The organism is Frigidibacter albus, from assembly GCF_009908165.1.
Classification (GTDB): domain Bacteria; phylum Pseudomonadota; class Alphaproteobacteria; order Rhodobacterales; family Rhodobacteraceae; genus Frigidibacter; species Frigidibacter albus.
The window spans coordinates 52,628-68,806 of sequence record NZ_JAAAUC010000002.1; the positions used below are offsets into that span (position 1 = coordinate 52,628).

Annotated in this window: 15 protein-coding genes and 1 riboswitch; of the genes, 13 read left to right on the plus strand and 2 right to left on the minus strand. The window is 70.0% G+C overall.

Annotation, left to right across the window (positions count from 1 at the left end; genetic code table 11):
• The first annotated feature begins 41 nt into the window (after positions 1 to 41).
• From hflK to GVY41_RS02790, 5 genes are all read left to right on the plus strand, one after another.
• Positions 42 to 1,217: an FtsH protease activity modulator HflK gene (gene hflK, locus GVY41_RS02770; protein ID WP_161343907.1), complete on the plus strand. Its 1,176-nt coding sequence runs from the start codon at positions 42 to 44 to the stop codon at positions 1,215 to 1,217.
• Positions 1,217 to 2,239, plus strand: a complete 1,023-nt coding sequence (hflC, locus tag GVY41_RS02775; protein WP_161343905.1) for a protease modulator HflC — start codon at positions 1,217 to 1,219, stop codon at positions 2,237 to 2,239. Before hflK ends, hflC begins: the two co-directional genes overlap by 1 nt.
• 4 nt (positions 2,240 to 2,243) lie before the next feature.
• Positions 2,244 to 2,438, plus strand: a complete 195-nt coding sequence (locus GVY41_RS02780) for a DUF2065 domain-containing protein (RefSeq protein ID WP_161343903.1) — start codon at positions 2,244 to 2,246, stop codon at positions 2,436 to 2,438.
• Positions 2,439 to 2,602: 164 nt separating this feature from the next.
• Positions 2,603 to 4,093, plus strand: coding sequence for a Do family serine endopeptidase (locus tag GVY41_RS02785; protein ID WP_161343901.1), 1,491 nt, complete (start codon positions 2,603 to 2,605; stop codon positions 4,091 to 4,093).
• Between the two features lie 422 nt (positions 4,094 to 4,515).
• Complete coding sequence (locus tag GVY41_RS02790; RefSeq protein ID WP_161343899.1) at positions 4,516 to 5,262, plus strand: heparan-alpha-glucosaminide N-acetyltransferase; 747 nt, start codon at positions 4,516 to 4,518, stop codon at positions 5,260 to 5,262.
• A 3-nt stretch (positions 5,263 to 5,265) separates the two neighbouring features.
• Here GVY41_RS02790 and GVY41_RS02795 read toward each other — a convergent pair whose 3' ends face one another.
• Positions 5,266 to 5,826 (minus strand): peptidoglycan-binding domain-containing protein, encoded by a 561-nt coding sequence (locus GVY41_RS02795; RefSeq protein WP_161343897.1) that lies wholly within the window; start codon positions 5,824 to 5,826, stop codon positions 5,266 to 5,268.
• A gap of 182 nt (positions 5,827 to 6,008) precedes the next feature.
• On the opposite strand from GVY41_RS02795, the gene GVY41_RS02800 reads away from it, so the two are divergent.
• From GVY41_RS02800 to GVY41_RS02835, 8 genes are all read left to right on the plus strand, one after another.
• Positions 6,009 to 6,332, plus strand: coding sequence for a 2Fe-2S iron-sulfur cluster-binding protein (locus tag GVY41_RS02800; RefSeq protein ID WP_161343895.1), 324 nt, complete (start codon positions 6,009 to 6,011; stop codon positions 6,330 to 6,332).
• A gap of 3 nt (positions 6,333 to 6,335) precedes the next feature.
• Positions 6,336 to 7,034, plus strand: a complete 699-nt coding sequence (locus GVY41_RS02805; protein ID WP_161343893.1) for an FG-GAP repeat domain-containing protein — start codon at positions 6,336 to 6,338, stop codon at positions 7,032 to 7,034.
• A 244-nt stretch (positions 7,035 to 7,278) separates the two neighbouring features.
• On the plus strand, positions 7,279 to 8,988 hold the full coding sequence (ureC, locus tag GVY41_RS02810) for an urease subunit alpha (protein WP_161343891.1): 1,710 nt from the start codon (positions 7,279 to 7,281) through the stop codon (positions 8,986 to 8,988).
• Between the two features lie 297 nt (positions 8,989 to 9,285).
• Positions 9,286 to 9,489: riboswitch (cobalamin riboswitch) on the plus strand.
• A 144-nt stretch (positions 9,490 to 9,633) separates the two neighbouring features.
• Positions 9,634 to 11,517 (plus strand): TonB-dependent receptor plug domain-containing protein, encoded by a 1,884-nt coding sequence (locus tag GVY41_RS02815; protein ID WP_161343889.1) that lies wholly within the window; start codon positions 9,634 to 9,636, stop codon positions 11,515 to 11,517.
• Positions 11,492 to 12,367, plus strand: coding sequence for an ABC transporter substrate-binding protein (locus GVY41_RS02820; protein ID WP_161343887.1), 876 nt, complete (start codon positions 11,492 to 11,494; stop codon positions 12,365 to 12,367). Before GVY41_RS02815 ends, GVY41_RS02820 begins: the two co-directional genes overlap by 26 nt.
• Positions 12,364 to 13,380 carry a FecCD family ABC transporter permease gene (locus tag GVY41_RS02825; RefSeq protein WP_161343885.1) on the plus strand — a complete coding sequence of 339 codons (1,017 nt, stop codon included), beginning with the start codon at positions 12,364 to 12,366 and terminating at the stop codon, positions 13,378 to 13,380. Before GVY41_RS02820 ends, GVY41_RS02825 begins: the two co-directional genes overlap by 4 nt.
• A gap of 1 nt (position 13,381) precedes the next feature.
• Positions 13,382 to 14,140 carry an ABC transporter ATP-binding protein gene (locus tag GVY41_RS02830; RefSeq protein WP_161343883.1) on the plus strand — a complete coding sequence of 253 codons (759 nt, stop codon included), beginning with the start codon at positions 13,382 to 13,384 and terminating at the stop codon, positions 14,138 to 14,140.
• Entirely contained in the window at positions 14,140 to 14,913 is a 774-nt protein-coding gene (locus GVY41_RS02835; RefSeq protein WP_202456071.1) for a cobalamin-binding protein, read from the plus strand. The genes GVY41_RS02830 and GVY41_RS02835 overlap by 1 nt, the downstream gene beginning before the upstream one ends.
• 17 nt (positions 14,914 to 14,930) lie before the next feature.
• Here GVY41_RS02835 and GVY41_RS02840 read toward each other — a convergent pair whose 3' ends face one another.
• Complete coding sequence (locus GVY41_RS02840) at positions 14,931 to 16,109, minus strand: alpha-D-ribose 1-methylphosphonate 5-triphosphate diphosphatase (protein ID WP_161343881.1); 1,179 nt, start codon at positions 16,107 to 16,109, stop codon at positions 14,931 to 14,933.
• Positions 16,110 to 16,179 lie beyond the last annotated feature (70 nt).

The window sequence follows — 16,179 nt, forward strand, 5'->3', positions numbered from 1 at the left end:
CAAGACAACCGGTAAACGGAAATTGAAGGGAAGACGGGCTTATGGCGAATGGAGGTCCCTGGGGGGGCGGCGGAGGCAGCGGCGGGAATGACGACGACAAGCGTGGGCAGAAACGCCCGGGCGAAGGCGGCTCGCAGATCCCCGAAATCGAAGAGATCATGAAAAAGGGCCAGGAGCAGCTTCGGGTGCTCATGGGCGGGCGCGGCCCGCGTGGCCCGCAGCCACCGGGCGGCAGCGGCGGCCCCAAGGGCCCGGCCTTTTCGCGCGGCACCCTTGGCATCGCGGCGCTTGCCGTGGTCGGCCTCTGGGCCTTTGCGTCGTTCTACACGGTGCGCCCCGAAGAAAAATCCGTCGAGCTGTTCCTCGGTGAATTCTCGTCCCTGGGGGAGCCCGGCCTGAACTTCGCGCCTTGGCCGGTGATCACCGCCACGGTGATCCCGGTCACGCCGGAACGGACCGTCGATATCGGCATGTCGCGCAGCGGCATCGCCGAGGCCGGCCTGATGCTGACGGGTGACGAGAACATCGTCGACATCGACTTCCAGGTCGTGTGGAACATCTCGGACCCCGAGCGCTACCTCTTCAACCTGCGCGACCCCGAAGCCACGGTGCGCGCGGTGTCGGAATCCGCGATGCGCGAGATCATCGCCCAAAGCCCGCTGGCCCCGATCCTGAACCGCGACCGCGGGCTGATCGCGGCACGGCTGCAGGAGATGATCCAGACCACGCTTGACAGCTATGGCAGCGGGCTCAACGTCGTGCGTCTGAACTTCGACCGCGCCGACCCGCCGGCCGAAGTCATCGACGCCTTCCGCGAAGTGCAGGCCGCCGAACAGCAGCGCACCCGCCTGCAGAACGAGGCGGACGGCTATGCCAACCGCGTGCTCGGCCAGGCCCGCGGTGACGCGGCGCAGATCGTCGAGGAATCCGAGGGCTACCGCGCGCAGGTGGTCAACGAGGCCGAGGGTGAGGCGAGCCGCTTCAGCGCGGTTCTGACCGAGTATTCCAAGGCCCCCGAGGTGACGCGCAAGCGCCTTTACCTCGAGACCATGGAAGACGTGCTTGGCGGCGTGGACAAGATCGTGATCGACCCGGCCGCGGTCGGCACGCAAGGCGTTGTGCCGTTCCTGCCGCTGAACGAGCTGGGACGCGGCGCGCCCGCAGCAGCCACCGCCACCACCGGCGGCCAGGCCACGACGACCGGAGGCACCAACTGATGAACCGCACAGCCATTCTTCTCGGCGTTGCCGTTGTTGCCGTGGTCGGGCTCCTGTCCTCGATCTTCATCGTGGACGAGCGCGAAAAGGCGCTGGTCCTGCAGTTCGGCCAGATCAAGTCGGTCAAGGAAGAGCCGGGTCTGGCGTTCAAGATCCCGCTGATCCAGGAAGTCGTGCGCTACGACGACCGCATCCTGTCGCGCGACATCGACCCGATCGAGGTCACGCCGCTGGATGACCGCCGCCTCGTGGTCGACGCCTTCGCGCGCTACCGCATCACCGATGTGGTGCAGTTCCGCCAGGCCGTCGGCGTCGGCGGTACCGCCTCGGCCGAGGCCCGGATCGACCTGATCCTGCGCTCGCGTCTGCGCGAGGTTCTGGGTTCTGTCACCTCCGACTCGATCCTGTCGGTGGACCGGGCGGCACTGACCACGCGGATTCGCGACAGCGCCCGCACCGAGGCCGCCGGCCTTGGGGTCGAGATCATCGACGTGCGGCTGATCCGGACCGACCTGCCGGAGCAGAACCTTGAGGCCACCTTCGCCCGGATGCGGGCCGAACGCGAACGCGAGGCGGCCGACGAGATCGCCCGCGGTAACGAGGCGGCGCAGCGGGTTCGCGCGCAGGCCGACCGGACCGTGGTGGAAACCGTCTCCGACGCGCGCCGCCAGGCCGAGATCATCCGCGGTGAAGCCGATGCGCTGCGCAACGCGATCTATGCCGAGGCCTTCGGTGCCGACGAGGAGTTCTTCGAGTTCTACCGCTCGCTCAGCGCCTATACCACCGCGTTGCAGCCCGGAAACTCGACGCTGGTGCTCTCGCCCGACAGCGAGTTCTTCACCTTCCTGAACGAGTCCGGCGCCGGCACCCTTGCCGCGAGCCCGGCCATCGCCCCGGCAGCAGAGGCTCCTGCGGCAGAGGCTCCGGCAGACGTCGAGGCCCCTGCCGACCCGGCCCCGGCCGAAGCCGCTCCGGCGGAAGAGGCCCCGGCAGAGGCGGCCCCGGCAGCTCCGGCGAACTGAGATCATGGCCCTCCTGATCCTCGCGGTCGGGTTGGTGCTTGCGGTGGAGGGGCTGGTGCTTGCACTGGCCCCTTCGCGTATCGAAGCGGCGCTGGACTGGCTGCGCGCGCAGACGGCTGACCGGCGGCGGATGCTGGGCCTCGGGGCGCTGGCGGTGGGGGTGGTGCTGATCTGGCTGGCGCGCAGCCTCGGGGCCTGACCTGCGGCCATCGAGGCCACGAAACCGGGCGGCTGTTTCAGGGCGCTCACCCGCATGTGACGGGGCGCGACCTGCTGTGGCTTGCAATGCGGCCTGCGCAACCCGACAACAGGGTAAGCCGTTCCCGTCAGGGAACCCGGCGATGAGGATAAGGGGAGTAGAATATGTCAACTCGGGACATGTCCCAGACGCTGCGGCAAGACGGGCGCGCGCCGCGGGGACGCAGCGCGCTGCACATGCTGTGGGTCGCGGCCATCGGCCTCGCTCTGGTCATCGGCCAGGCCGTGCCGTCCGCCGCCCGCGCGGCGCCGGAAAGCTTTGCCGACCTCGCCCAGCAGGTCAGCCCGGCCGTGGTCAACATCACCACCTCGACCACCGTGGCCGCCCCGGCGATGCCGCGCGGGCCGATGCTGCCCGAAGGCTCGCCCTTCGAGGATTTCTTCCGCGAGTTCATGGATCCTGAAGGGCAGGGCCCCTCCACGCCCCGCCGGTCCGATGCGCTCGGCTCGGGATTCGTGATCTCGGAGGACGGGTTCATCGTCACCAACAACCACGTCATCGACGGCGCGGACGAGATCGAGATCGAGTTCTTCTCGGGCAAGACCCTGCCCGCCGAAGTGGTCGGCACCGACCCCAAGACCGATATCGCGCTGCTGAAGGTCACCAGCGATGCGCCGCTGCCCTTCGTCAGCTTCGGCGACAGCGACGTGATGCGCGTCGGCGACTGGGTGATGGCGATGGGCAACCCGCTGGGGCAGGGTTTCTCGGTGTCCGCCGGGATCGTCTCCGCCCGCAACCGCGAGCTGGCCGGCACCTATGACGACTTCATCCAGACCGACGCCGCCATCAACCGCGGCAACTCTGGCGGGCCGCTCTTCAACATGGAAGGGCAGGTCATCGGCGTGAACACCGCGATCCTGTCGCCCAATGGCGGATCGATCGGCATCGGCTTCTCGATGGCCTCGAATGTCGTTGGCAAGGTCGTGACCCAGCTGCAGGAGTTCGGCGAGACCCGCCGCGGCTGGCTCGGCGTCAAGATCCAGGACGTGACCCCGGATGTCGCCGAGGCCATCGGCATCGAGACCGCCGCCGGCGCGCTGGTTACCGATGTGCCAGAGGGTCCGGCGATGGATGCCGGGATGCTGGCCGGCGACGTGATCACCAGCTTTGACGGTGGCAACGTGTCCGACACCCGCGATCTGGTGCGCCGCGTCGCCGATGCCGATGTCGGCAAGGCCGTGCGCGTGATCGTGCTGCGCGAGGGCCGCACCGAAACGCTGCTGGTCACGCTTGGCCGGCGCGAAGAGGCCGAGGCGACGGCGACCCCCGCCGCCGCCGACACCCCGCAAGCGCCTGCACAAGAAGAGATGCTGGGCATGACGCTCAGCCCGCTCGACAGCGAGTTGGCCTCGGAGCTCGGCCTGCCCGCCGATGCCTCTGGCCTTGTGGTGCGCGAGATCGACGAGACTGCCGCGGCCTTCGAAAAGGGCCTGCGCGCCGGTGACGTGATCGCCGAGGCCGGCCAGCAGAAGGTGGCGACCCTGGACGACCTGCAGGACCGCATCGACGAGGCGAAGGAGGCGGGCCGCAAGTCTTTGCTGCTGCTGATCCGCCGCGAGGGCGAGCCGCGCTTCGTGGCGCTGTCGGTGGAGTAAGTAGGGCCGCATGAGATGAGAAAGGGGCGCCTCCGAGCGCCCTTTTTGTTGGAGGTGGAGGGGTGCGCCAGTCGCGGGTGTCTCGCTGAGAGACACTGGTCTGCAGACAGGTCGGGCGCCCCAATCTCCCATTGCCGTGGCGGAGGCCATCGCCTTCGCCACACGCCGAACTGTAAATCTGCACCGGACGGGCCCCCAAAGGGCCCAGCCAGCGCCCGCCCCGCCTCTGGCGGGCGCTTCTCGCCCACCAGGTCGGGCGCTGTCCTCATCCGGTCTCGTGCTGCCGGCGGCTCTGGGAGACATGTCCCGCACGGGGGGCGAGGCAGTGCCTCGCCCTTTCCCGGCCGACCCGACCGCACAAAAGCTAGAAGGGAGGCTGGGCACCGATTGCCCCCGCCTTGGTCGCCCTGTACCAAAACCCCATGACCCACGCCCCCACCCACCGCGCTCCCCGTGTGCTCGCCCTCGACCTCGCCCGCACGGTAGCGCTGGCCTGCATGGCGGTGTTCCACTTCACCTTCGACCTGCAGATGTTCGGCTACCTGCCCTCCGGCACCACCACCAGCGGCGGGTGGGCGATCTTCGCGCGGGCCATCGCCGGCAGCTTCCTGTTCCTTGCGGGCATCAGCCTCGCGCTGGCGCATGGCCATGGCATCCGCTGGCGCAGCGCCCTGCGGCGGCTGGCGATGATCGCGGGCGCGGCGGCAGTCATCACCGTTGCCACCCGCATCGCCATCCCGGACCAGTTCATCTTCTTCGGCATCTTGCACAGCATCGCCTTCGCCAGCCTCGCCGGCCTCGCCTTCGTGCGCCTGCCACCCGCGCTGCCGCTGCTCGCCGCAGTCGCGGTCTGGCTGGCGCCGCGCTGGCTGTTCCTGCCGGCCTTCGACGCGCCCTGGCTGCAATGGACGGGGCTTGGGACGCTGATCCCGCGCTCGGTCGATTTCGTGCCGGTCTTCCCGTGGTTCGCGCCGGTGCTGCTTGGCATCGCGCTTGGCAACACGCTGGCCCGGCCTGGGGTCTGGGCGCGGCTGGCCCTGTGGCCCGCCACCCCCTCCCGCACGCTGACGCTGCTGGCCTGGCCGGGCCAGCACAGCCTTGCGGTCTACCTCGTGCATCAGCCGGTGCTGATCGCCCTCGTGTGGGCGGCGACGCAGGTCCTGCGCTGAGCCTCAGCCCTCGCTGCTGCCCACCGCGATCAGCCCCAGGTCCCGCGCCGCCACTAGTGACAGCACCGAGCTGTCCAGCCCCCGTTCCGCCTGAAACCGCCGCACGGCGCGCCCCGTGGGGGCATCCATCTCGCCGGTGACGACCCCGTGGAACAGCCCCCGCGCCGCCAGCGCCCGCTGCGCGGTGGCGATGAAATCGGGCGACATCTCGGCCGGGCAGGGGGTGCGGAACCACAGCTCCGCCCGCTCGCGCACGATCGCCTGCCGGGTCACGGTGCGATAGCTGGCCGGGCGCAGCACCGCCCCGTCCGGCGCCAACTTGGCCGGGCGGTCCACCACCTGCTCGGTCACCGTCTCGATCATCGCGGGCGTGATCTGCTTGCCCCAGCAGGCGCTCTCGGGGCCCGAGGGCGCGCTGCTGCCAAGCGGGCGTGTCACCGCCTCGCCCGCGTAGTCCTGCGCGACATCGGGCGCGGCGACCCGGCCCGGGCCGCAGCCAGCCAGCAGCAGCGCGGCGAGGATCGCGGCGCGCGGCAGCGTCAGGGACAGGAGGGGGGGCATCATCAAGGTCGGGCGGTCTTTCTGTGGGGCGCCGTGTCCGCTGCACCCGGGCCCGCGCAGGATAACCGCTTGAGCGGCCGCGCGAAAGCCCCGCACACAGGTCCGGGATGCGGCCCCGAAGCACTGGCAAATCGGCCGCAGGTGTCCTATGTCCGCAGGCAAAGGACCGCAGGGAAAGCACAGCGATGGCCAAGATCACCTACGTCGAACATACCGGCAAGCGCCACGAGGTCGAGGTCGCCCCCGGCCTCTCGGTGATGGAGGGCGCGCGCGACAATGGCGTGCCGGGGATCGAGGCCGATTGCGGCGGCGCCTGCGCCTGTTCGACCTGCCATGTCTATGTCGATGCCGCTTGGGCAGACCGCGTGCCCGCCAAGGACGCGATGGAAGAGGACATGCTGGATTTCGCCTGGCAGCCCGACCCGGCCCGCTCGCGCCTGACCTGCCAGATCAAGGTGACCCCGGCGCTGGACGGCCTCGTGGTGCATCTGCCCGAACGGCAGATCTGAGCCATGCGCGGCGGGGCCCTGGTCGCGCTGCTGGCGCTCTGGCCGGTTGCCGCTGCGGCTGAAACGATCCGCGCCGCGGACTATGCCGATGCGACCGGCCGCTACCCCCATGGCGCGCTTGGCGATGATCTGGAATGGGGCGCGCTGCTGCTGACGCTGGACGGCCAGCAGCGCCGCTTCACCCTGCCGGACGCGCTGGTCTTCGAGGACACCGCCCCCCGCCTCGCCGATCTGGATGGCGACGGCGCGCCCGAGGTCATCGTGGTCGAAAGCCACGCCGCGCAAGGCGCCCGGCTCGCGGTCTGGGGGCCCGGGGGGCGCATCGCCGCCACCCCCTTCATCGGCACCCGCTTCCGCTGGCTCGCCCTCCTCGGCGCCGCCGATCTCGATGGCGACGGAAGGGTCGAGATCGCCTATGTCGAGACCCCGCATCTGGGCCGCACCCTGCGCCTCGTTCGGCTGGAAGGTGATCGGCTGGTGCCGCTCGCCGATCTGCCCGGCCTGACCAATCACCGCTTCGGTGACCCGCAGATACAGGGCGGCATCGGCCTCTGCCCCGGCGGCCCGGTGATCGTCACCGCCGATGCCGGCTGGCAGCGGATCCTCCACACAATCTGGCAGGACGGTCGCCTCACGCCCCAGGATGCCGGCCCCTACACCGGCCCGGACAGCCTCGCGCCCGGGCGCGCCTGCCCAGGCTGACGCAAGCCCGCCCCCGCAATCCCGCCTCCGCAATCCCGGCCGCAAGCCGCTGGCGCCAATCCAAGCCAACCCACAAGGCATCCCGCAACCCCGGCGGTGCCAGCAAAGGCAATGCCCCCCGCACTGCCCAATTCTTGGGCAACCGCCCAATCCCGCCGCGCGCCTTGCCCCGAACCGGCACCCCACATTTGACATCCCCGCGCCCTCGCGCCGAAATCGCCCCGAACACCCCTCGGAGGCCCGAATGCCCGCCAAGATCTCCCGCGCCACCTATGCCGACATGTATGGCCCCACCACCGGCGACCGGCTGCGGCTTGGCGATACCGACCTGATCATCGAGGTAGAGCGCGACCTGACCACCTATGGCGAAGAGGTGAAGTTCGGCGGCGGCAAGGTGATCCGCGACGGCATGGGCCAGAGCCAGGCGACGCGGGCCGAGGGCGCGGTAGATACCGTCATCACCAACGCGCTGATCCTCGACCACAGCGGCATCTACAAGGCCGATGTCGGCCTGCGCTCCGGCCTGATCCACACGATCGGCAAGGCCGGCAACCCCGACACCCAGCCCGGCGTCACCATCGTCGTCGGCCCCGGCACCGAGGTGATCGCGGGCGAGGGCCGGATCCTCACCGCGGGCGGCTTCGACGCGCATATCCACTTCATCGCCCCCCAGCAGATCGAGGATGCGCTGCATTCGGGCATCACCACCATGCTCGGCGGCGGCACCGGCCCCGCCCATGGCACGCTCGCCACCACCTGCACCCCGGGGCCCTGGCATATCGAGCGGATGCTGCAATCGCTGGATGCCTTCCCGATGAACTTCGGCCTGTCGGGCAAGGGCAATGCGAGCCAGCCCGCCGCGCTGGTCGAAATGGTCACCGCCGGCGCCTGCGCGATGAAACTGCACGAGGATTGGGGCACCACCCCCGGCGCCATCGATTGCTGCCTGTCGGTGGCCGATGACATGGACGTGCAGGTGATGATCCACACCGACACGCTGAATGAATCCGGCTTCGTCGAGAACACCCTCGCCGCCATCAAGGGCCGCACCATCCATGCCTTCCACACCGAAGGGGCAGGGGGTGGCCATGCGCCTGACATCATCAAGGTGGTCAGCAGCCCCAACGTGATCCCGTCCTCGACCAACCCGACGATGCCCTACACGGTCAACACGCTGGAAGAGCATCTCGACATGCTGATGGTCTGCCACCATCTCGATGCTGCCATCCCCGAGGATGTGGCCTTCGCCGAAAGCCGGATCCGCAAGGAAACCATCGCCGCCGAGGACATCCTGCATGACATGGGCGCCTTCTCGATCCTCTCCTCGGACAGCCAGGCGATGGGACGGGTGGGCGAGGTCATCATCCGCACCTGGCAGACCGCCCACAAGATGAAGCTGCAGCGCGGGCGCCTCGCGGAAGAAACCGGCGACAACGACAATCTCCGCGTGCGCCGCTATGTGGCGAAATACACCATCAACCCCGCCATCGCGCAAGGAATGAGCCGCCATATCGGCAGCATCGAGGAAGGCAAGCGCGCCGATCTGGTGCTGTGGAACCCCGCCTTCTTCGGCGCGAAACCCGAAATGGTGCTGATCGGCGGCACCATCGTCGTGGCGCAGATGGGCGATCCCAACGCTTCTATCCCGACCCCGCAGCCGGTCCATACCCGCCCGATGTTCGGCGCCTTCGGCCGCAGCGTCGAGCGCTCGGCGATCCTGTTCATCTCACAGGCGGCAGAGGCAGACGGCCTGCGCGCCCGCATCGGCCTCGCCAAGCAGACGGTGGCCGTGGAAGGCACCCGCACCATCGGCAAGGCCGACATGATCCACAACAGCGCCACGCCGAAGATCGAGGTGAACCCCGAAACCTACGAGGTCCGCGCGAACGGCGAACTCCTGACCTGCGAGCCGGCAAAGGAACTGCCGCTGGCGCAGCGGTACTTCCTGTTCTGAACCTGCCCCCGGCCGACCCCGCGCCTGCCTTCCTCCTTCTTGCTGGCGGAAATATCCTCGGGGGGTCCGGGGGGCAGAAGGCCCCCCGCCTTCGTCGGTCGGGGCGCGCAGACTGCCCCCCGGCGCGTTGCCCGCTCCGCGCCTCGCCTGAAGACTGACCCGCCATTCCCTTGCCCCTTCGTTTTGGTCCAAATATCCTCGGGAGGGGGCGCGGGGGGCCGAGGCCCCCCGCGTCTTGCAGCAGACCCACGCACGCCCCCGTGATCGTTCCCGCTTGACTCCCCCGCCCGTTTCCGGCGACAGAAGCCGCACTTCGGTTCCGCCTCGCGAGGGGAGGATGAAAAGGGAACCCGGTGCGCGCCCCTGCGGCGCAACTCCGGGGCTGCCCCCGCAACTGTAGGCGGAGAGCGACGGCCGACATGCCACTGGGGAACCCCCCGGGAAGGCGGCTTGAAGCGTTGACCCGCAAGTCAGGAGACCTGCCGAGGTGATCACCCTATTCCGGGCGCGGGGCGTGCCCTGGATGCGGCTATCCGCAGTGGTGACGACATCACCGTCGGCGGAGTTGGCCAGGCCATTTCCAAGGACAGACATCGTCATGCGCCGGGGCAGTCCCCCCGCGCGTTCCGGAAAGGCAAGACTTCCATGAGCCCTCGTCGCTCCCCCCGTTTCCCGCTTCCCGCCACTGCCTGCCTTGCGCTGCTGACCGGCCTCGCCGCGATGCCCGCCCTCGCGCAGGACACCATCTTGCTGGACGAGATCGTCATCACCGGCGCGCAAGACCCGCAAGAGGCGCGCCGCACCGGCGTTTCCGTCACGGTGCTGAGCGAGGCTGATCTGGACAAGACCGCCGAGACCCGGCTGACCTCGGTCCTCTCGCGCCTGCCCGGCGTCGGCATCCTCGCCCGCGGCCCGCTCGGCACCCAGACCGGCATCACCGTGCGCGGGCTGTCGCAGAACTACATCAAGGTGCTGGTCGACGGCATCGACGTCGCCGACCCCTCGGGCCCGCAATCGGCCTATGATTTCGGCCGCCTGACCACGCTTGGCGTGTCGAGCGTCGAGCTGCTCCGCGGCTCGCATTCCGCCGTGCATGGCGGGCAGGCGGTCGGCGGCGTGCTCAGCATCGACAGCACGCAGCTTCCCGAAGAGATCGGCAGCGAGGGCCGCTTCCAGCTTGAGGCCGGCAGCTACGACACCTATGCCGCCACAATCGGCTACGGCGTTCGCGGCGCGGCCGGCGCGCTTGGCTTCACCCTCAGCCAGATCAGCACCAGCGGCTTTTCCGCCGCCGACGAGAATGACGGAAACTCCGAAGCCGACGGCTACGAGGCCACCCGCCTGACCCTGCGCGGCGAGACCGAGCTGCAGAACGGCGTTGTCCTCGGCTTTTCGGCCTTCGCCGAGGATGCGTCGGGCGAATATGACGAGACCCAGTTCCTCTCGGTCCCGCCCTATACCTCCTTCCCCGCCGACGGCTCGCCGGACGAGGAGTCTGACGCTACCTCCAAAGGCCTGCGCCTCTATACCCAGTTCGACACCGGCCGCATCAACCATGAGCTCGCCGCGACCTGGTTCGAGATCGACCGCGGCCTCTCCGGCTCCACCGATTTCGGCGCCACCTTCAACGACTATACCGGCGAGCGGCGCGGCCTGAGCTGGAAGGCCGGCACCGACCTTGGCCAGGGGCGGCTGGTCTTCGGCGCCGACACCACGGATGAGGATTACACCGAGGTCTCGACCTATGGCGCCTCGAAGGGCGATGCCACCACCTCCGGCGTCTTCGCCGAATACGCCTGGGCGCCCAATGCGCGCTTCGACCTCACCGCCTCTCTCCGCCATGACGATCACAGCGAGTTCGGCGGCTTCACCACCGGGCGCGTCGCGGCGGCCTGGCAGGCCGCGCCCGACATCACCGTGCGCGCCGCCCTCGGCACCGGCTTCCGCGCGCCCTCGCTCTACGAACTCTACGGCCCTTACGGCGATGACACGCTGGAGGCCGAGGAAAGCACCTCGGCCGATCTGGGTATCGAAAAACGCTGGGGCGATGCAGCGGCAGTCCGCGCCACGCTGTTCTGGATCGAAACCGACAACCTGATCGACTACGCCTTCCCGGCCTATTTCCAGATCCCCGGCAAGACCCGCCGCAGCGGGGTGGAGCTGGAGGGCGAACTTGCGCTCAATGACCGGCTGTCCTTCACCGGCGCCTATACCTACACCGAGGCGTCGAACCCGGCGCTCAGCGCCGGCAGCACCTGGAATTCCGGCTTCGGCCGCCACCAGATCGCGCTTGGCGTCGATGCCGACCTGACCGATGCGATCTCGGGCAGCCTGACCGTGCTGCATGTCGCCGACCGGCCGACGCTGGCGGATTACACAGTCGCCAATGCCACTGTGACCTATGACTTCGGCAATGACACCCAAGCCTACCTGCGCGTCGAGAACCTCTTCGACGAGCAATACCAGCTCTGGGACGGCTACGGCACCTCCGATCAGGCCTTCTATGTCGGCCTGCGCCGCAGCTTCTGATCGCCCGCCCTCGGGCGCGGCCCTTGCCCGCAGGGCAGGGGCCGCGCTTGCCGTGGTGCTGGCGCTTTTCGGCACCGCCCATGCCGAAACTCCCGCCCGCGTCGTCTCCATGAACCTCTGCACCGACCAGCTGGCTTTGCTGCTGGCCGATCCCGGCCAGATCGTCTCGCTGTCCTACATGGCCTCCGACCCCTCCGCCTCCGCCATGGCCGCCGAAGCCGCCGCCTATCCCTCGAACCGCGGCCGCGCCGAGGAACTCTACCTGCTCAAGCCCGACCTCGTGCTTGCCTCCACCTTCTCCTCCCCCGGCACGCTCTCGATGCTGAACCGGCTCGGCCTCCGCGTAGAAACCTACCCCCCGGGCGCCACGATGGAGGAGCTGCGCCAAGCCATCACCGACATGGGCGCCGCCCTCGGCCAGCCGCAGCGCGCCGCCGCCTTGCTGGCCGATTTCGATGCGCAACTGGCCGCCCTCAGCGCGCCCCCCCTCCGCCGCCCCCGCGCCGCGCTCTATTCCGAGGGCAGCTATGCCTCGGGCGCCCGCACGCTGGAGGGGCAGGTGATGCAGGCCGCGGGCTTCGACAATATCGCCACCGAGCATGGGCTCGATTGGGGCGGGCGGATGCCGCTCGAGGTGCTGGTGATGTCGGCGCCCGAGGTGGTGATCACCGAAACCGGCCGCCCCGGCACCAAGCGCGCCCGCGCGCAGGCGGTTCTCTCGCACCCCGCTATGGCCCAAATGCGCCGCGCCGATGTGGTCGCGCATCAGGACTGGATCTGCGCCACGCCAAGGGTGCTTGACGCCATCGCCGCCCTGACCCAGCTTCGCCGCCAGATGGAGCGCGAATGATCCCCGAGCCAACGCCCAAGACGCTGCCCGATCAGCGCGCCCTGACCCTGTGGCTGCTGGCGCTGGTGGTCGCGCTGTTCATCGCCTCGCTGGTCGTCGGTCCCGCCGGCATCCCCCCCGGCCGCGGCCTTCTTGCACTGTTCACCGGGCAGGGCGGCGCCGAGGTGCTGGTGATGCGCGAGATCCGCCTGCCGCGCGCCATCCTCGGGCTTGCCATCGGCGCCTCGCTGGGGCTGGCGGGCGCCGCGATGCAGGGCTTCTTGCGCAACCCGCTGGCCGAACCGGGGCTGATCGGCACCTCGGCCGCCGCGGCGCTTGGCGCGGTGCTGGCGATCCATACCGGCATCTATGCCAGCTTCGCGCTGGCGCTGCCGCTGATGGCGCTGGCCGGGGCGGGGCTGTCGGTCGGGGTGATCCTGATGCTGGCGGGCCCGCGCGGCAACGCGCTGTCGCTGATCCTCGCCGGTATCGCCGTGTCCTCGCTGGCCGGGGCACTCACCTCGCTGGTGCTGAACCTTGCGCCCAACCCCTATGCGGCGTCCGAGATCGTGTTCTGGATGATGGGCTCGCTGGCCGACCGATCCTTGCTGCATGTCGCCCTCGCGCTGCCCTTCCTGGCCCTCGGCGCCGCGCTGATCGCCACCACCGGCCGCGGCCTCGATGCGCTGACACTGGGCGAGGATGCGGCCGCCAGCCTCGGCATCAACCTCACCCGCCTGCGCCTCAAGTTGGTGCTGGGAACCGCCGCGCTGGTCGGCGCCTCGGTCGCGGTGGCCGGCGCCGTGGGCTTCGTCGGCCTGATCGCCCCGCACCTGATGCGCCGCGCGGTCGGCGCCCGCCCCTCGCGCCTGCTGGCCGCCTCGGCCCTGACCGGCGCCGCGATCCTGCTGGCCGCCGACATCGCCACCCGCGTCATCGCGCCGGAACGTGACCTGAAGCTGGGCGTGCTCACCGCCCTCGTCGGCGCGCCGTTCTTCCTGCACCTCGTCCGCCGCATGGCGCGGGAGGTGTAGGATGCTGCTGACCCTGCAAGACCTCACCGTCCGCCGCGGCCTCTGCCCTGTGGTGGAAGCCGTCAGCCTGACCGTCGCCCCCGGCGAATGCGTCGGCCTGATCGGCCCCAACGGCGCCGGCAAGACCTCGCTGCTGCGCGGCGCCCTCGGCCTGCTGCCCGCCACCGGCCATTCGTCCCTTGCCGCGATGACCCCGGATGCCCGCGCCCGCGCCGCCGCCTGGCTGCCGCAGGCGCGCGAGATTGCCTGGGGGATCAGCGTCGCGCATCTTGTGCGGCTTGGCCGCACGCCGCATCTGGGCCGGGGGCTCGATGATGACGGCGCCGTCACCCACGCCCTTGGCCGCATGGGGCTGGCGCAGTTCCGCGATCGCACCGCCACCCAGCTGTCGGGCGGCGAGCAGGCCCGCGCCCTGATCGCCCGCGCGCTGGCGCAAGAAGCGCCCCTGCTGCTGGCCGACGAGCCCATCGCCGGGCTGGACCCCGCCGCGCAGATCGCCACGATGCGGGTCTTCGCGCGCCTGGCGGAAGAGGGCGGCGCGGTCATCGCCTCGCTCCACGACCTCGGCCTTGCCGCGCGCCACTGCACCCGGCTGATCGTGCTCTCGGCCGGCCGGCTGGTGGCCGATGGCCCCCCGCGCGCGGTGCTGACCCCGGACCTGCTGGCCGAGGTCTTCGACATCCGCGCCCATCTGTCCGACACCCCCGATGGGCTGGTCTTCCAGCCGCTCGACACCCTCCACCACCACGGGGGCTTCTGATGCCCTTTCCGCCTGAGCGCATCGTCTGCCTGACCGAGGAGACCGTCGAGACCCTCTACCTGCTGGGGCAGGAGCATCGGATCGTCGGCGTCTCGGGCTATGCCGTGCGCCCGGCGCGGGTGCGGCAGGAAAAGCCGCGGGTGTCGGCCTTCACCTCGGCCGATATCCCCAAGATCCTCGCCCTGAACCCCGATCTGGTGCTGACCTTCTCGGACCTGCAAGCGGGGATCGTGGCCGAGCTGATCGCCGAAGGCATCGCCGTCCACGCCTTCAACCAGCGCCGCATTTCGGGCATCCTCGCCATGATCCGCACCCTCGGCGCCCTCACCGGCGTGCCGGGAAAGGCGGAGGCACTCGCCAGCGGCTACGCGGCCCGCCTTGCCGCCATCGCCGCCATCCCGAGGCCGATCCGCCCCCGCGTGTGGTTCGAGGAATGGGATGACCCGCTGATCTCCGGCATCGGCTGGGTCAGCGAACTGGTCGCCATCGCGGGCGGCGAGGACGTGTTCCCGGACCTCGCGCTTCAGGGCAAGGCGAAACACCGCATCGTCCTGCCCGAGGCTGTGATCGCCGCCGCGCCCGATGTCATCCTCGCCTCCTGGTGCGGCAAGAAGGTCCGCCCCGAGCGCATCGCCGCCCGCCCCGGCTGGGACAGCATCCCCGCCGTGCAGCAGGGCCGCATCCATGAGATCAAGTCGCCGCTGATCCTGCAGCCCGGCCCTGCCGCGCTGACCGAGGGGCTGGACGCCATCCTCAAGGCCCTCTGGCAATGACGGCCTTTGGGGGCTAGTTACTCCGCCGCCATCCGCAGCGGCTGCTGCCCGGCCATGAACCGCCGCCCGGCCTCGCCCGCCAGATAGGTCAGCCGCCCGCCGGAAATCGTCGCCTCCACCTGCCGCGTCGCCGCGTTGACCACCGTCACATCGGCGCGGCGGCCAAAGTCCAGCACGCCCCGGTCCGGCATCCGCAAAATCTCTGCCGGGCGGGCCGAGATCATCGCCCAGGCCTTCGGCAGGCTGGCCAGCCCCCGGTCCACCAGCGTCCACACCGCCTGCACCAGCGCCGGGTAATAGTAATCCGACACCAGCGCATCGCAGAGCCCCGCGGCAATCAGGTCCGTCGCCGCGATGTTCCCCGCCTGGCTGCCGCCGCGCACCACATTGGGCGCGCCCATCAGCACCGGGTCGTTCATCGCCTTTGCCGCCGCCGCCGCCTTGCGCGCCGTCGGGAATTCCGCAATCCGCGCCCCGATCATCGAGAAGCGCTCGCGCGTCTCGCCATCGGGGTCGTCATGGCTGCCATAGAGCACGCCCAGCCGGTCAAAGGCCTCGGCCAGGGTACACAGATGCCGGGGCACCTCGCGTGCCCGGGCCGCCGCCGCCTGCACCGCTTCCAGATGCTCCTCGGCGCTGCGGCCCAGCTTGCGGGCCCACATCGCGAAATTCTGCGGGTCGCGGGCGTTGATCTCCACCGCCTCGCCCAGATGATTGTTGAACACCACATAGCCGATGCGGTGCCGCTCCACCGCCGCGATCAGCCGGGCGCCGGCATCGACAAGATGCGTCTCGGCCCGCACCTGCAGGCGGATGTCGGTCAGCGCGCGGGGCCGCCAGGCGTCCAGCGCCGCCATCACCCGCTCGGCATAGTCGGGGCCGCGGGGACCGCCCTCCCAGCTCCAGCTCTGGGCAAAGAACGCCGTGGTCACGCCATTGGCCGCCGCCTCGCGGTCGGCGCTGGCCAGACCCTGCACCAGATCGAACGGGGCAGAGGGGCGCGGCGCGATATGCCGCTCGAACGCGTCGCCATGCAGATCGATGATCCCCGGCATCAGGTAGAAGCCCGCCATGTCCACCTCGGGCAGCGGGCCCTTGGTGATGCGCCCGCCGGCGATCGCCAGCGACCGGCGCTGCATCTCGCCGTCACGCAGGATCTGGGCGCCGACAAGACGCAGGGGGGGCAACAGGGGCATGGGCGACTCGCGGGAGGTGATAGGGGCTGCTCGGCCGTTTCTTGGTGGTGGGTTGCCTGTGGATAAAGCC

What these genes read in the sequence shown, in the direction of transcription:
- GVY41_RS02790 (WP_161343899.1), top strand. Translation starts at nt 4,516, where the DNA reads ATGACCCACGCCCCCACCCACCGCGCTCCCCGTGTGCTCGCCCTCGAC.
- hflC (WP_161343905.1), top strand. Translation starts at nt 1,217, where the DNA reads ATGAACCGCACAGCCATTCTTCTCGGCGTTGCCGTTGTTGCCGTGGTC.
- GVY41_RS02820 (WP_161343887.1), top strand. Translation starts at nt 11,492, where the DNA reads ATGTCGGCCTGCGCCGCAGCTTCTGATCGCCCGCCCTCGGGCGCGGCC.
- GVY41_RS02815 (WP_161343889.1), top strand. Translation starts at nt 9,634, where the DNA reads ATGAGCCCTCGTCGCTCCCCCCGTTTCCCGCTTCCCGCCACTGCCTGC.
- GVY41_RS02825 (WP_161343885.1), top strand. Translation starts at nt 12,364, where the DNA reads ATGATCCCCGAGCCAACGCCCAAGACGCTGCCCGATCAGCGCGCCCTG.
- GVY41_RS02800 (WP_161343895.1), top strand. Translation starts at nt 6,009, where the DNA reads ATGGCCAAGATCACCTACGTCGAACATACCGGCAAGCGCCACGAGGTC.
- GVY41_RS02785 (WP_161343901.1), top strand. Translation starts at nt 2,603, where the DNA reads ATGTCAACTCGGGACATGTCCCAGACGCTGCGGCAAGACGGGCGCGCG.
- GVY41_RS02840 (WP_161343881.1), bottom strand. Translation starts at nt 16,109, where the DNA reads ATGCCCCTGTTGCCCCCCCTGCGTCTTGTCGGCGCCCAGATCCTGCGT.
- GVY41_RS02795 (WP_161343897.1), bottom strand. Translation starts at nt 5,826, where the DNA reads ATGATGCCCCCCCTCCTGTCCCTGACGCTGCCGCGCGCCGCGATCCTC.
- hflK (WP_161343907.1), top strand. Translation starts at nt 42, where the DNA reads ATGGCGAATGGAGGTCCCTGGGGGGGCGGCGGAGGCAGCGGCGGGAAT.
- GVY41_RS02780 (WP_161343903.1), top strand. Translation starts at nt 2,244, where the DNA reads ATGGCCCTCCTGATCCTCGCGGTCGGGTTGGTGCTTGCGGTGGAGGGG.
- ureC (WP_161343891.1), top strand. Translation starts at nt 7,279, where the DNA reads ATGCCCGCCAAGATCTCCCGCGCCACCTATGCCGACATGTATGGCCCC.
- GVY41_RS02830 (WP_161343883.1), top strand. Translation starts at nt 13,382, where the DNA reads ATGCTGCTGACCCTGCAAGACCTCACCGTCCGCCGCGGCCTCTGCCCT.
- GVY41_RS02835 (WP_202456071.1), top strand. Translation starts at nt 14,140, where the DNA reads ATGCCCTTTCCGCCTGAGCGCATCGTCTGCCTGACCGAGGAGACCGTC.
- GVY41_RS02805 (WP_161343893.1), top strand. Translation starts at nt 6,336, where the DNA reads ATGCGCGGCGGGGCCCTGGTCGCGCTGCTGGCGCTCTGGCCGGTTGCC.